The following is a 14,219-nucleotide window of genomic DNA, read 5'->3' on the forward strand; positions in this document are numbered from 1 at the left end:
CAGGCTCGGGTTACCCAGCGCTGTCAGGAGGCCGAGTGTCCACCGTCGTCATCAAGCGCCCGCCGCGTCGACCAGCACCGGAGATCCCCGCCGGCGAGCTGCCGGTCGAGGCGCCGCCGGAGATCCCCGTGGCGACCGGCGGGCGGTGGCAGCAGATGCTCATGCTGCTGCCCATGCTCGGCGGCACGGTGGCGATGGCGATGATGTTCGGCCGGGGCGGCGGCGCCTACTCGTACGTGGTGGGCGGGATGTTCGGGCTGTCCTCGTTGGCGATGCTTGTGACGTCCTGGGGCAGCGCCTCCGGCACCCCGAAGAAGTCCGAGATGATGGCCGCCCGCAGGGAGTACCTGCGCCACCTGGCCACGCTGCGGCGGAGGGTCCGACGGACCGCTGGGCAGCAGCGGGCCGGGCTCTACTACCGGCACCCGGACCCGGGCGGGCTCTGGTCGACCGTGGACAGCCACCGGGTCTGGGAGCGGCGCCCCGCCGACCCGGACTTCGCGGTGGTGCGGGTCGCCGTCGGGCCACAGACCCTGGCAACCCCGCTCGTCGCACCGGTCACCCGGCCGTTGGAGGAGTTGGAGCCGATGACCGCCGGCGCGCTGCGCCGCTTCCTGGACGCGTACTCCGTGGTGCCGGACCTGCCGGTGGCGCTGTCGCTGCGCAGCTTCGCCCGCGTGCACGTGCGGCCGGCCGGCCGCACCGGCGGCGGGGCGCCGACCACCGGCGGACCACACACCGGTGACCCGGCGGCGCAGGCGCTGGTCCGGGCGGTGCTGACCCAACTGGCGGTCTTCCACGCCCCCGACGAGTTGCTCGTCGCGGTCTGCGCCGGGCCGGAACGCCGGGCCTGCTGGGAGTGGGTGAAATGGCTCCCGCACGCCCACCATCCCGGCCGCACCGACGCGCTCGGCCCGGTACGTCTGGTCACCAGCTCGGCTGCCGAGCTGGAACGACTGCTGGCCGACGTGCTGGCCAGCCGGTCCCGGTTCAGCCCCGCCGGGCCGGCCACCGACGGCCCCCATGTGGTGGTGGTCCTCGACGGCGGCGACCTGACCGGCGCGAGTGATCTGACCGGTGACGGCGGTATCGACGCGGTCACCGTGCTGGACCTGGACACCCCGCCGCCACGGCTGCTCGACCGGTACGCGCTGCTACTTGAATTGCACGGCCGACGGCTGCACTCGTGGTCGTCCGACGGGCACGCCGAGGTGGGCGTTGCCGACCAGCTCGATCTCGCCGACGCTGAAGCGGTCGCCCGACGGTTGGCGCCACTGCGGCTCGCCGGCACGGCGCGCGGACCCGACGCCCCGCTCCAAGCCGACCTGGGCCTTCCCGAGCTACTGGGTCTCGGCGACCCGGAGAGCTTCACGGCCGAGCAGGGCTGGTTGCCGCGCTCGGCACGCGACCGGCTGCGGGTGCCGATCGGGGTGGGCGCCGACGGCGGTGCCATCGAGCTGGACCTCAAGGAGTCCGCCCAGGACGGGATGGGCCCGCACGGCCTGCTCATCGGGGCGACCGGTTCCGGCAAGTCCGAGCTGCTTCGCACGCTGGTGCTGGGGCTGGCCGCCACGCACAGCTCCGAGCAGCTCAACTTCGTGCTTGTCGACTTCAAGGGTGGGGCCACGTTCGCCTCGTTCGACCGGCTGCCGCACACCGCAGCCGTGATCACCAACCTGGCTGACGCGTTGCCCCTGGTCGACCGGATGGTCGACGCGATCAACGGGGAGCTCGTCCGCCGCCAGGAGCTGCTGCGGCGCGCCGGCAACTTCGCCAGTGTGCGCGACTACGAGCGGGCCCGGGCGGCCGGCAGCCCACTCGCCCCGCTGCCGTCGCTGCTGCTGATCTGTGACGAATTCTCCGAACTGCTCTCCGCCAAGCCCGACTTCATCGACCTGTTCGTGCAGATCGGCCGGCTGGGCCGGTCGCTCGGCGTACACCTGCTGCTCGCCAGCCAGCGGCTGGAGGAGGGGCGGCTCCGCGGGCTGGACACCCACCTCTCGTACCGGATCGGGTTGCGTACCTTCTCCGCGCTGGAGTCCCGCACCGTGCTCGGGGTGGCGGACGCGCACGAGCTGCCCCGTTCGCCGGGCCATGGCTACCTGCGTGCCGGCACCGACCCGTTGGCCCGGTTCAAGGCCGCGTACGTCTCCGGTGCCGTCCGGCGTCGGGCTGCGACGGCCGGCGTCCGGGCCGACGGGGGCGCACGACTGCTCACCTTCACCACCCACGTCGTACCGGTGCCCGAGCCGGCGACCCCGGTCGTGCCCGTCGTGGCGGAGGAGGAGGGCAGGGAGACGCTGCTCGACCTGCTGGTGGACCGGCTCGTCGGGCAGGGCCCGCCCGCGCACCAGGTCTGGCTCCCACCGCTCGGCCAGCCACCGGCTCTGGACGAGCTGCTCGGCCCCGTCGAGGTGGACCCGAAGCGCGGGCTCACCGTCGGCAACCCGGAGCTGCACGGCGCGCTCGGAGTGCCGCTCGCCATCGTGGACAAGCCGTTGGAGCAGCGTCGGGACCTGCTCTGGCTGGCGCTGGACGGCGCCGCCGGCCATGTCGCGGTGGTCGGTGCGCCGCAGAGCGGCAAGTCCACCGCGCTGCGTACGCTGATCTGCGCGCTGGCGCTCACCCACACCCCGGCCGAGGTGCAGATCTACTGCCTCGACTTCGGTGGCGGCGGGCTGGCCGCCCTGCGCGACCTCCCGCACGTCGGCGGGGTGACCGGGCGGGCCGACCCGACCGCCGTACGGCGCACCGTCGGCGAGATGACCACCCTGCTGGCCGATCGGGAACGCCGCTTCGCGGAGTTGGGCGTGGAGTCGATGGCCGCGTACCGGCAGCGCCGGAACGCCTCGGCAACGACCAGCCAACCAGGCCCCGATCCGTTCGGTGACGTGTTCCTGGTGATCGACGGTTGGAGCACGGTACGCGGCGAGTACGACGACCTGGAGCCACTGGTCACCGACCTGGCCACCCGGGGCCTGTCGTACGGGCTGCACGTGGTCGCCACCGCGCTGCGCTGGCTGGACTTCCGTCCGGCGATCCGGGACCTGTTCGGGTCGCGTTTGGAGTTGCGCCTCGGCGACCCGTCCGACTCGTTGGTGGCCCGGCGGGCGGCCGCGAACGTGCCGGAGCGCTCCGGCCGAGGGGTGACCGCGGAGGGCCTGCACTTCCTCACCGCGCTGCCCCAGCTCGCTGCCGCCAGCGGGGACACCGCCGATCTGGTCAAACGAGCCGCTGACGGGTGGGCGGGTCATCCGGCGCCCCGCGTCCGGCTGCTCCCGCCGGTGCTGCCGTACGCAGATCTGGACCTCGCCGCGACGACCGGGCTGCGGTTGCCGATCGGGATCGCGGAGGCGGACCTGCGTCCGGTGCTGCTCGACTTCGCCACCGAGCCACACTTCGTCGTCTTCGGGGACTCGGAGTGCGGCAAGTCCTCGTTCCTGCGCGCGCTGGCAACGTCGATCATCACCCGGTTCACCCCCGAGCAGGCCCGGGTGATCCTGGTCGACTACCGGCGCAGCCTGCTCGGCGCCATCGAGACGCCACACCTGATCGGGTACGGCACCGCCGCGGCCCACACCGCCGACCTGGTCGAGTCGGCTGCCGGGTACCTGGAGCGGCGGGCACCCGGGCCGGAGGTCACCCCGCAACAACTGCGGGACCGGTCCTGGTGGACCGGGCCGGAACTGTTCGTGCTGGTGGACGACTACGACCTGGTAGCGGCCGGGCCGGCGAACCCGTTGCGTGCGCTGGAGGAGCACCTGCCGCACGCTCGGGACGTCGGGCTGCACCTGGTGCTGGCCCGCCGATCCGGTGGTGCGGGCCGCGCCCAGTACGAGCCGATCGTGCAGCGGCTACGGGAGCTGTCCACCGCCGGCCTGGTGATGGCGGGCAGCCCCGACGAGGGCGCACTCGTCGGGCCGGTGCGACCTGGGCCGCTCCCGGCGGGGCGTGGCCGGTTGGTCACCCGACGCGAGGGCGTACGCCTCGTCCAGCTCGCACAACTGCCGCAACAATGACCCGACTCGCCAGTTCTTCCCGTGACGGGTGAGGAAACCGGTAATCTCCGATCGTCATGGTTCCGTCGGGATGAATGGCTGGGGATGTGACAGGGGTGCGGCACAGCGGTTCGTCTGCGGCCCGAAGGGCGACCGTCCGGGCGCTGCTCGGTGCGGCTGCGGCGCTCGCCGTCGTGGCGCCGACTGCGGCGGCCGTGCCCGTCGTCGCGCCCAGCAACGGCGGGCAGCTCGCTGGCCTGCCGATGGCGTTCGCCCCCGGCGACAGTGCCGCCCGCACCGACCAGGTCCGCGACGAGCAGTGGCAGCTCGACGAGTTGCAGGCTGAGACGGCCTGGCGCACCTCGACCGGCCGGGGCGTGACCGTCGCGGTGGTCGACTCGGGAGTGGACGGCGCTCATCCCGACCTGGTGGGCCAGGTGCTGCCCGGCCAGGATCTGGTCGGCCCGGACGGGGGTGCGGGCCCGGACCCGGTGGGGCACGGCACCACGGTCGCCGGCCTGATCGCCGGGCGCAACGACGACAAACGGGGCGCGGTCGGCCTCGCGCCGGACGCCCGGATCCTGCCGGTCCGGGTGCTCGACGAGGACAACCGCTACGACGACGCTCTGATCGTCGCCCAGGGGGTCCGCTGGGCGGTCGACCACGGCGCCCGCGTGATCAACCTGTCGCTGGGCGGCAGCGGCGACAGCCCGGCGCTGGCCGCGGCCTTGGACTACGCGTTCGTCCGGGACGTGGTCGTGGTCGCCTGCACCGGCAATCTGGCCACCTCCAGCAGCACCAAGGTCTGGTATCCGGCCCGTGAGCCGGGAGTTATCGCCGTCGCCGGCCTCGAACGCAGCAGCGACAACCTGTGGTCCGGGTCGATCACCGGCCGGGCGACGGTGCTCACCGCACCCGCCACCGGGCTGGTCGGCGCCAAATCCCCCGACGGTTACTGGCGGGTGCAGGGCACCAGCTTCGCCGCGCCGCTGGTGGCGGCTACCGCCGCGTTGGTCCGGTCCCGTTATCCGGAGATGCCCGCGGGCGAGGTGGTCAACCGGTTGCTGGCCACCGCCCGTGATCTTGGCCCGACCGGGCGGGACGACCGCTTCGGGTACGGGATGGTCGACCCGGTGGCCGCGCTGACCGCTCAGGTGCCGCCGGTGACCGCCAACCCGCTGGACGATCAGACGTCCCCGGGCGTGACTGGTTTCGGCTCGGCCCCCGGCGCGGCGGACGACGAGCCGGTGGCCGGTGCCGGCGGCGATCCGCTTGGTCTCGCCGCGCCCCGTCGACACACCCAGTGGACGGCCCGGGCTGCGGGCGGCCCGGACACCTCGGCGCCGGAGCAACTCTGGACCGGGGTCGTGCTTCTCGTCGCCCTGGCCGGCAGCGCCGCATTGTTGGTGCGCCGGTTCCGTCAGCGGGCCCGTTGATCACGATCCACCGGCAGGTCTGACCGGCCGTCCCGTCGGGTAGAACCGAGCCATGAGCACGCAACGGCCGCCCACCCTCGCTCCCTCCGGCCAGCCGTCCTGGCGGCGCCGCCGACTCGACCCGGACCATTCGCTGGGTCTGCGGCTGACCCTTGCCGCGACGGCGGCGTTCCTGGTGCTGGTGCCTTTCGCGCTGCTCGCGCTGCTGGTGCTCGGCGCCTGGGCGCCGCTGCACCGGCTGGACATGGCGGTCACCGACGCGCTGCACGGCTACGCGGTCCACCACCCGGCCTGGGTCGTGCTGATGCGGATCTGGAGCGACGTGTTCGCGCCGCTGCCGCTGCGGGCCGTCGCCCTGCTCCTGGTGATCTGGCTGCTGCGCCGGGGAGCCCGCCGGCTGGCCCTCTGGGCGACCACCACCATGGTGGTCGGCGGGTTGTTCGGTCCGCTGCTCAAGTTGCTCGTCGGCCGGGACCGGCCGGACCTGCTGGACCCGGTGGCACGGGCCGCCGGCTATTCGTTCCCCTCCGGGCACGCGCTGAACGCCACCCTGGCCGCAGGTGTGCTGCTGCTGGTGCTCCTGCCGTACACCGGGCGGGGGGTGGCACGGGTCGCACTGTGGGTCACCGCAGTGCTGCTCACCGTGGTGACAGGGCTGAGCAGGGTGGCGCTCGGCGTGCACTTCACCAGCGACGTGCTGGGCGGCTGGCTGCTCGGTGTGGCGGTGATCGCGGCGACCACCGCCGCGTTCACCAGTTGGCGCGCACACGTCGGCCTCCGGCCGGTCCAGCCTGCCCGCGACGGCGTCGCTCCCGAGGTCGAGCGGCACCCAGGGGCGACCTGAGGCGTGATGACGAGTGCGGCTGGGTACTGGCCCACCCATGTCCGACACCGTGGTCCAGATCCTCCGGCGGGTGCTGCTGCCGGTGTCCCTCCTGCTCGGCATCATGATGCTGCTCGGGGTGCTGGTCACCCAGGTGTTCCCCCGGACCTGGCCGTTCACCGTCGAAGACGCGGTGAACCGGGAACTGGCCGGCGACCGCACCGGCGGCTGGAACGACGTCTCGTTGGTGTTCAGCACGCTGGCGAGCACCCAGATGATCGTCGTGGTCACCGTTGTGGTGGCGCTGGCGCTACGACTCTGGCTGAAGCGCTGGCGGGAGCCGCTGTTCCTGTGCGCGGCGGTGACCGCCCAAGCGTTGGTGTTCCTGCTGACCACGCTGGTGATCGACCGGCAGCGACCTGCGGTGGAGCACATGGATGTCTCGCCACCCACGTCGAGCTTCCCGTCCGGGCATACCTCGGCGGCAGTGGCGCTCTACGTCGGTATCGCCGTGCTGATGGCGCTGCGGGTGCGGAGCGCCGGGGCGAAGGTCGCCTGGTGGACGCTGCTGCTGATGGTGCCGCTGGGTGTAGCGGCGGCCCGGATGTATCGGGGAATGCACCACCCGAGCGACGTGCTGGCGTCCATCCTCAACGGCAGCACCTGCGTCGCGATCATGGCCCGCGCGGTGCTCGACCGAGGGCTGCGGTGGGGGCGGGCGAAGCTGCCGATCGGGCGGCCCGCCGTGCCGGCTCAGAGTTGACCCCGAGCGACGCTCAGGTGCACTCGCCGGTGGCGACCTGCCGGTTGCGTTCGGCGCCAGCCAGGGCCACCGGGCGGGCCTCGGCCGCAGTCACCGCGAAGCCGGTGTTCGGGTCGTCGGCCGCCGCCGCGAAGATCACGCCGAGCACCAGGCCATTGGCGGAGAGCAGCGGCCCGCCGGAGTTGCCGCTGCGCACCAACGCTCGGATCGTGTAGATCTCCCGGGTGACGTCGCCGTCAGAGTAGATGTCCGGACCTTTGATCCGGTCGACGTCGCGGATCCGCGCCGACTGCGCGTTGTAGGGGCCGTCGAGCGGAAAGCCGAGCACGATGGCATCGGAGCCGCTGCCCGCGTTGCCGGCGGCGAACCGCAGGGACGGACCGGGCAACCCGGGCACGAGCAACACGGCCAGGTCCCGGTCCGGGTCGTAGACCACCACTTTGCCGTCGTACCGCTCGCCACCCAACTCCACCGAGACCGACCGGGTGCCCGCGACGACGTGCGCGTTGGTCATCACCCGATCGTCGGCGTACACGAAGCCGGAACCCTCGATCCGGCGCGAGCAACTGGGCGCGGACCCGAGAACCTTGACCACCGACCGCTGGCCGCTGACCACGATCTCAGAGCCGGCCAGCGCCGGGTCGGGCGGCTCGACCTGCCGGGCCCGGGTGGGTGCGAGGCCACCGAAGACGTCCGGGAAGCCGTCGACGTCGACGGTGTCCTCCAGCGCGGTGGTGAGCTGGTGGGCCTGCTCCGGCAGGACCTGGTTCACCGCCGTGACAAGCGCACTGTTGCGTACGGCAGCGGCCAGCCAGGGCACCGAGGACGAGCCGAGGGGCACGGCGACCAACCAGGCGAGCAGCAGCACCGCGAACAGTGAGACGAACACACCTCCGACGTCGTCGGCCCGTTTGCCCACCGCACTCGTGATCGTCTTGCGCAGATGCGAGCCGAGCCAGCCGGCGAGTGCCTGCCCCACCACGGCCAGCCCGAAGATCGCCACCAGCGAGATCAGCACCCGGGTGCCGGCGTCCACGAACTGCCGGGCGAACAGCGGCCCGAGCTGGAGGCCCAGCAACAGACCCAGGAAGAAACCGGACAGCGACGTGATGCCGATGACGAAGCCCTGGCGGTATCCGCTGATCGCGAACACGAGCATGAGCAGCAGGAGGGCGAGATCCACGACGGACACGGGTCAAGCGTACGGGCAGCGCGCCCGCCAGATGACCATCGCTTGCGGAAGGTGACCGCGCGATCAGCGCAGGGCGGTCTCGTCGGCCTCGTCGGTGCCGGCCGACGGTGCCGGAGTCGCCCCGGTTGGCGGCAGCTCGACCACCCGGTCGTGCCGCCATGGCCGGGCCCACCCGCCCATCTCGAGCAGGGTGGCCAGGACCCCGGCGGTGAAGCCCCAGACCAGCATCCCGCGCGCCGAGAACGCCGGCCCGATCCAACCGCTGGGGTGGCGGACCCGCAGTCGGTTTGCCGGGTCGACCAGCTCACTGACCGGCAGCCGGGCGACGTGCGCCACCTCCGCCGGCTCCCGGGGGTGCACCGGGTGCGGGTCGTGCCACCAGGCCAGCACCGGCGTGACCACGAAATCGCTGACCGGGATCCACAGTTTCGGCAGTTCGGCGAGCACTGTCACGCTGGCCGGGTCGAGCCCGACCTCCTCGTTCGCCTCACGCAGGGCGGTGGCGCGCACGTCGGCGTCCTCCGGGTCGGCCGCGCCCCCAGGGAAGGCCGGCTGGCCGGCATGGGTACGCAGAGTGGCAGCCCGTTGCAGGACCAGCACGTCGGGGCCGGCGCTGGGCTGCTCACCGAGGAGCACCAGCACCGCGCTCTCCCGGCCACCCTCGGCCGGGGTGGTCAGCCGGGTGAAGTCCTCGGCGCGGGCGGTGCCCAGCCGACTCAGCAACGGCTCGATCCACTCCGGTGGTCGGCGGGTCACGCCGGCACCGCAAGGCCGAGGTGCTGGCGGACCAGCTTGGCAAGTTGGGCATCGTCGAGCGCTCCGCTGGCGTCGATGTGCCGGATCCGACCGTCGGCGCCGACGAAGATGGTCATGGGGAAGAAATTGCGCTTCAGCTCCCGTTGCAGCGCCTCACCCTGGTCGACCAGGATCGGGAACCGGATGCCGATGTCCTCACCTGTGGACTGGGCCGCACTGCGGGTGTCCCGGCTGTTGACTCCGATCACCTGGAGCTGACCGGCGGCCCGCACGCTGAGTCGTTGGAAGGCGGGCAACTCCTTCTGGCACGGCGGGCACCAGGAGGCCCACACGTTGATCACGGCCGGCCCGGCCACGTCCCGCAGAGCGATGGGGGATCCGCCGGTGAAGCAGGCCAGGGTCAGCTCCGGCAGCTCCTGCCCGCCGGTCGTGGACGTCGCCGTTGCGGAGCCGGGCGACGCCGCGGTGCCCGCACCCGGCGAGGCGGCCGTGGGCGCCGTGCTCAGGCCGGCGCAGTCCCGGAATGGCGACGGACGCTCGGCGGCGGCCGGCCGAGGAGCGGGCTCGTCGTCGGCCGTGCCGCTTGTGCAGCCGGCGACGGTCAGCAGCAGCGGCACGACCAGGAGGGCGAGACGGCTGTTCATGGCACCTCCGCGGCGACCGCCTGGGCGGGCACCAGTTCCGGGTCGACCCCGGCCGCCACCGCGAGGTCGCGTGCCCGAGGGCCCTTGAGCAGCTTGGCGGCGGCGGCCGGCTCAGTCGGGCCGGTGCCGTACGAGGGGCAGAGCTTCGCGAGTGTGCACGCGCCGCAGGCCGGTTTGCGGGCGTGGCAGACCCGTCGACCGTGGAAGATGATCCGGTGCGACAGCATGGTCCAGTCGCGTTTCTCGTACAGCGCGCCGATCGCGTGCTCGATCTTGACCGGGTCGGTTTCGGTGGTCAGCCCCCAGCGGTGGACCAGCCGCTGGAAGTGCGTGTCGACGGTGATGCCCGGGACGTCGAAGGCGTTGCCGAGGATCACGTTGGCCGTCTTGCGGCCGATGCCGGGCAGCGTCACCAGGTCGGCGAGCCGGCCGGGGACGTGGCCGTCGTACCGGTCGAGAAGAGCCTGGCCGAGCTTGAGCAGCGAGTCGGTCTTGTTGCGGTAGAAGCCGGTGGGCCGGATCAGCTCCTCCATCTCGCTACGGTCGGCGCCGGCGTACGCGGCGGCGCTCGGGTAGCGGGCGAAGAGCTTCGGGGTGACCTCGTTGACCTTCTTGTCCGTGCATTGGGCGGAGAGAATGGTGGCGACGGCCAACTCCAGGGCATTGGAGTGGTCCAGCTCACAATGCGCGTCGGGGTGCGTCTCTGCCAGCACCCGGCCGATCTTGCGAGCACGGCGTTTGCGCCCGAGGTCGGTCTCACTGGCACCGGGAGGGCTACTGGTCACGACGGTCAGCCTACGTCGCGCCCCGGACCTTCCTCCTCGGGTCAGCCGGCGGTCGGCGGCGAGATCTTGCCCTGCCCGTCGAGCCGGGCGCCGCCCTTCGGGAAGTCGCTGCGGCTCAACTCGGTGACCAGACCCAGACCACGGTCGTCCCGGTCCAAGGTCGGCTTGCCGGCGTCGTTCATGTACGTCGAGGTGAACGAGCCACCGGCCCAGGTGCCGTCCGGCTTCAGCGACACCTTCAGCACCCCGCCCCAGCCGAGGCGGCCGTCGTTGTTCAGCGAGTTGCCGCCGCCGGCGAAGTTGCCCAGGCTGTACGCGATCAGGCGATCCTTGTAGAACTCCATGCCCCGCAGCACGTGCGGCCCGTGCCCGACGATCAGATCCGCGCCGGCGTCGATCATGGCGTGCGAGAACTTGATCGGGTCGCCCCGGTTTTCACCGAGGAACATCTCCGTGCCCGGCTTGACCCGGGTCTGCGCGGCGCCCTCGCCACCCATGTGCACCTGCACCACGACTATGTCGGCCATCGTGGCGGCCTTGGCGACCACCGCCTTCGCCTCGTCGATGTCGACAAGGCTGTTGGACCAGACGTACGACGAGAAACCGGCCACCGCGACCTTGACGCCCTTGACGTCGACAACGGTGATCTCGTCCGGCGCGCCCGTGTGCTCCAGGTCGTACTTCTCGAGCGCCTTCTGGGTGTTCTCGTAGCCCTTCGGCCCGTAGTCGTAGCCGTGGTTGTTGGCCTGGTTGAGCACGTCGAAGCCGGCGTCGCGCAGGTGTGCGGCGTACTCCGGTGGGGCCCGGAACTGGAAGCAGCGAGTGGAGTTGGCCCCGCACTTGCCGGTGCCGGTGTCCACGGTCAGCGGCTCCTCCAGGTTGCCCATCACCAGGTCGGCCTTGAGTGCCTCGGTGACGGAGGTGAAGAAGCCCTTACCCCCGGCGGCGGGCAGCCGGCTCGGCGCGTTGCCCATGATGATGTCGCCGGTGGCGGAGAGTGAGATCGCGCCGCCCTCGTCGGAGGCAGCCGACCCGGTTGCCTGCGGGCCTGCCGTGGCCACCGGCGCGCCGGTGCCACCGCCGCCGGCACCGGGCTGCCAGACGGGGGCCTCGCCACCGGAGTCGGAACAGCCGGCGGCGAGCAGGGTGGCCAGCAGCGCGGCGAGGCCGAGGGCGACGCGGCGACGCGGGCGGGACGCGAGAGAATACATCGCTCGCGACCCTACCGGGCCGTATACGCGCCGACGACAGCCGATCGGTTGGAAATTCAGCTGGTGAGCTGCTCTGACCAGGGCACGACCGCCTGGGCACCCCCGGCGAGCACTGCCGCGTGCACCGCTCGGGCGAGCGGGGCACCCCAGGTGGAGCGCGGCCCGCCGTATGCGGCCTCCGGCCCGTCGACCGGGCAGAGCACGGTGACCGCGTCGGTTGGGGTGCCGGTCCCCGGCAACCCCAACTCGGTGATCGCCTGGGTCTTCGCCTCGGTCGCCGTGGCCACCGCGTTGACAAGTGCCGAGTCGGCGAGCCGGGCCGGCACGTACACCACGATGTTGACCGTGCCAACGCGCTGGGCGAGCGCGGCCGCAGCCGGCGCGGCCGCGAGCACCGGCGTGCCGAGCCCGACCGTCGCCCAGGCCCGGACGCCGGTGTCGGTCCGCGCCACCACCTCGGTTACATCGACGCCGGTCAGCAGACCAACCCCGGGCCCGTCGAGGGTGAGGTCGGCGGCGAGCGCCGCCAGGTGTGCGGCGGGGTCGTCCCGGGCGTACGACATGGGTACGGTCGCATTCAGCACCCAGCGCCGGACCCCGATGCCGCCGCCCAGCGGGCCGCTGCTGACCGCCCGCAGGGGCACGTCCGTGCGCCAGACGAGCAGTGGAATGTGCCGCCCATCCTCGGCGCGGCTGGTCAGACTCGGCTCGCTCAGCACGTCGGGCAGGTTACGCCCAACGATCAAGATTCCAGGGGCGACCTCTGATTCAAGCTCACGTGCGCCTAGACTTGGCGGCGCGCGAGGGGATCAGCGGACGGCGGACCCGGCCGACGGACGGCACGCGTAAGCGGAGGTGCGCGATGGACGAGGTACTGGCCCGCAGCGGGATCTTCCAGGGTGTTGACCCGGAAGCTGCCGAGGCGCTTGCCAAGGAGATGGAGACGATCGAGGTCCGCAAGGGCGAGGTCGTCTTCAATGAGGGCGAGCCCGGCGACAGCCTCTATATCCTGCTGTCCGGGAAGATCAAGGTTGGTCGTCGCGCTGCGGACGGCCGGCAGAACCTGATCGCGGTGATGGGGCCGTCGGACATGGTCGGTGAGCTGTCGCTCTTCGACCCTGGCCCGCGTACGGCGACCGCCACCGCAGTGACCGACACTCGGCTCGTACGACTGCGCAAGCAGGCGCTGCGGCCATGGCTGGCCAACCGCCCGGAGATCGCCGAGCAGTTGCTCCGCGTGCTCGCCCGGCGGCTGCGCCGGACCAACGACTCGCTCGCCGACCTGATCTTCACGGACGTTCCGGGCCGGGTCGCCAAGAACCTGCTCCAGATGGCTGGCCGGTTCGGCACCCGCGACGGCGGCGTCCTGCGGGTGACCCACGACCTCACCCAGGAGGAGATCGCCCAGCTCGTTGGCGCCTCTCGGGAGACGGTCAACAAGGCGTTGGCCGACTTCGCCTCGCGCGGTTGGCTGCGGCTGGACGGCAAGAGCATCATCATCCTGGACCCGGAGCGCCTCGCCCGTCGCGCCCGCGTCTGAGAGCAGCACGTCCCGTCCCCGCCCACCGTCACCGACGGTAGGCGGGGACGTTTCGTCTGCCTGGCGCAGAATCGCTGGTCTCCGACTGGCGCAGGCGACGAGGGTGGGGCCATGCCGAATAGCGTTGCCGTGCTCTCCGACATTCATGGCGTGTTGCCCGCGCTGGAGGCCGTGCTGGCCGAACCGGACGTCGCCGCCGCCGACCTGATCGTGCTGACCGGCGACATCGCGGCTGGTCCGCAGCCGGTCGAGGTGCTGGACGTGCTCGCCGACCTGGGTGACCGGGTGTGCTGGGTCGGCGGCAACTGCGAACGGGAACTGGTCGAGGCGCGGGCCGGCAAGCCGGCGTCGATCGAGGTGTCCAACTGGGCCGCCGGGCAACTCCGCGACGACCAGGTGGCCCGCCTCGCGGCCCTGCCGGCGACGGTGACGTTCGAGATCGACGGCCTCGGGCCGACGCTGTTCTGTCACGCGACCCCCCGCGACGACGAAGAGGTCGTGCTCGTCGACTCCCGGATGGAGCGCTGGGCGGAGGTGTTCTCCGGTCTCCCGGCCGAGGTCTCGACGGTGGTCTGCGGCCACACCCACATGCCTTTCACCCGGCTGGTCGATCGACGCCTGGTGGTCAACCCGGGCAGCGTCGGCATGCCGTACGGCGGTGCCGGCGCATGGTGGGCGCTGCTCGGGCCCGGCGTCCAACTGCGGCGTACTCACTTTGACGTGGACGCGGCGTGCGCCCGGGTGGCCGCCGAGTCGACCTACCCCGACGCCGCCGACTGGGCCGACGAGTACCTGCGCTCCCAGCACAGCGATGCCGACGCGCTGACTGTCTTCGGCCCCCGCGACGGCCGCTGAGCGAGGGCTGCCGGGCCGGGCCGGGCCGGGATACGCGCAGCGGGCCGGCGAGCGCGGGCCGGGCAGGGTGAGGGTCCCTACGTGCTGCCTGTAGAGCTGCCCCAGATCTGGGGCGACCCCGGTCCGACCACCCGGTCCGACCCCCTGTCAAGACCAACGACCAAGCCCTAGAAAAAGTCAGTCTTGACTGTTTGTTTCGTTGGCCGCAGGCTGTTG

12 protein-coding genes are annotated in these 14,219 nt (G+C 72.2%); 6 read left to right on the forward strand and 6 right to left on the reverse strand.

Going from position 1 to position 14,219, the window contains the following annotated elements:
- Positions 1-35 precede the first annotated feature (35 nt).
- The 4 genes from eccCa to ACLQ28_RS19440 all read left to right on the forward strand — a co-directional run bounded on the left by eccCa (position 36) and on the right by ACLQ28_RS19440 (position 7,020).
- A complete protein-coding gene (gene eccCa, locus ACLQ28_RS19425) occupies positions 36-4,019 on the forward strand; it encodes a type VII secretion protein EccCa (protein ID WP_425687693.1) in 3,984 nt (1,327 codons plus the stop codon).
- A 74-nt stretch (positions 4,020-4,093) separates the two neighbouring features.
- Positions 4,094-5,434: a type VII secretion-associated serine protease mycosin gene (mycP, locus tag ACLQ28_RS19430; protein ID WP_425687694.1), complete on the forward strand. Its 1,341-nt coding sequence runs from the start codon at positions 4,094-4,096 to the stop codon at positions 5,432-5,434.
- A gap of 52 nt (positions 5,435-5,486) precedes the next feature.
- The gene (locus tag ACLQ28_RS19435) at positions 5,487-6,278 is read left to right on the forward strand and encodes a phosphatase PAP2 family protein (RefSeq protein ID WP_425687695.1); all 792 of its coding nucleotides are present in this window, start codon (positions 5,487-5,489) and stop codon (positions 6,276-6,278) included.
- A 37-nt stretch (positions 6,279-6,315) separates the two neighbouring features.
- Positions 6,316-7,020 carry a phosphatase PAP2 family protein gene (locus tag ACLQ28_RS19440; protein ID WP_425687696.1) on the forward strand — a complete coding sequence of 235 codons (705 nt, stop codon included), beginning with the start codon at positions 6,316-6,318 and terminating at the stop codon, positions 7,018-7,020.
- Positions 7,021-7,033: 13 nt separating this feature from the next.
- Here ACLQ28_RS19440 and ACLQ28_RS19445 read toward each other — a convergent pair whose 3' ends face one another.
- The 6 genes from ACLQ28_RS19445 to ACLQ28_RS19470 form a co-directional block, all read right to left on the reverse strand.
- On the reverse strand, positions 7,034-8,212 hold the full coding sequence (locus ACLQ28_RS19445) for a MarP family serine protease (protein WP_425687697.1): 1,179 nt from the start codon (positions 8,210-8,212) through the stop codon (positions 7,034-7,036).
- 63 nt (positions 8,213-8,275) lie between these two features.
- Entirely contained in the window at positions 8,276-8,968 is a 693-nt protein-coding gene (locus ACLQ28_RS19450; protein ID WP_425687698.1) for an NUDIX hydrolase, read from the reverse strand.
- A complete protein-coding gene (locus tag ACLQ28_RS19455) occupies positions 8,965-9,612 on the reverse strand; it encodes a TlpA family protein disulfide reductase (RefSeq protein WP_425687699.1) in 648 nt (215 codons plus the stop codon). The genes ACLQ28_RS19450 and ACLQ28_RS19455 overlap by 4 nt, the downstream gene beginning before the upstream one ends.
- Positions 9,609-10,397: an endonuclease III gene (nth, locus tag ACLQ28_RS19460; RefSeq protein WP_425687700.1), complete on the reverse strand. Its 789-nt coding sequence runs from the start codon at positions 10,395-10,397 to the stop codon at positions 9,609-9,611. Before nth ends, ACLQ28_RS19455 begins: the two co-directional genes overlap by 4 nt.
- A gap of 41 nt (positions 10,398-10,438) precedes the next feature.
- Entirely contained in the window at positions 10,439-11,608 is a 1,170-nt protein-coding gene (locus ACLQ28_RS19465) for a CapA family protein (protein ID WP_425687701.1), read from the reverse strand.
- A gap of 56 nt (positions 11,609-11,664) precedes the next feature.
- Positions 11,665-12,327, reverse strand: a complete 663-nt coding sequence (locus tag ACLQ28_RS19470) for an adenosylcobinamide amidohydrolase (RefSeq protein WP_425687702.1) — start codon at positions 12,325-12,327, stop codon at positions 11,665-11,667.
- Between the two features lie 143 nt (positions 12,328-12,470).
- On the opposite strand from ACLQ28_RS19470, the gene ACLQ28_RS19475 reads away from it, so the two are divergent.
- Together ACLQ28_RS19475 and ACLQ28_RS19480 are read left to right on the forward strand one after the other, a co-directional pair.
- Positions 12,471-13,148: a Crp/Fnr family transcriptional regulator gene (locus ACLQ28_RS19475; RefSeq protein WP_076467173.1), complete on the forward strand. Its 678-nt coding sequence runs from the start codon at positions 12,471-12,473 to the stop codon at positions 13,146-13,148.
- Between the two features lie 111 nt (positions 13,149-13,259).
- On the forward strand, positions 13,260-14,003 hold the full coding sequence (locus ACLQ28_RS19480; RefSeq protein WP_425687703.1) for a metallophosphoesterase family protein: 744 nt from the start codon (positions 13,260-13,262) through the stop codon (positions 14,001-14,003).
- The last annotated feature ends 216 nt before the right edge of the window (positions 14,004-14,219 follow it).

Source organism: Micromonospora sp. DT201, from assembly GCF_049841575.1.
GTDB lineage: Bacteria > Actinomycetota > Actinomycetes > Mycobacteriales > Micromonosporaceae > Micromonospora.

Excerpts from the sequence above, each read along its gene's own strand:
- mycP (WP_425687694.1), top strand. The coding sequence starts at position 4,094 with ATGGCTGGGGATGTGACAGGGGTGCGGCACAGCGGTTCGTCTGCGGCC.
- ACLQ28_RS19435 (WP_425687695.1), top strand. The coding sequence starts at position 5,487 with ATGAGCACGCAACGGCCGCCCACCCTCGCTCCCTCCGGCCAGCCGTCC.
- ACLQ28_RS19440 (WP_425687696.1), top strand. The coding sequence starts at position 6,316 with ATGTCCGACACCGTGGTCCAGATCCTCCGGCGGGTGCTGCTGCCGGTG.
- ACLQ28_RS19455 (WP_425687699.1), bottom strand. The coding sequence starts at position 9,612 with ATGAACAGCCGTCTCGCCCTCCTGGTCGTGCCGCTGCTGCTGACCGTC.
- ACLQ28_RS19465 (WP_425687701.1), bottom strand. The coding sequence starts at position 11,608 with ATGTATTCTCTCGCGTCCCGCCCGCGTCGCCGCGTCGCCCTCGGCCTC.
- ACLQ28_RS19475 (WP_076467173.1), top strand. The coding sequence starts at position 12,471 with ATGGACGAGGTACTGGCCCGCAGCGGGATCTTCCAGGGTGTTGACCCG.
- ACLQ28_RS19480 (WP_425687703.1), top strand. The coding sequence starts at position 13,260 with ATGCCGAATAGCGTTGCCGTGCTCTCCGACATTCATGGCGTGTTGCCC.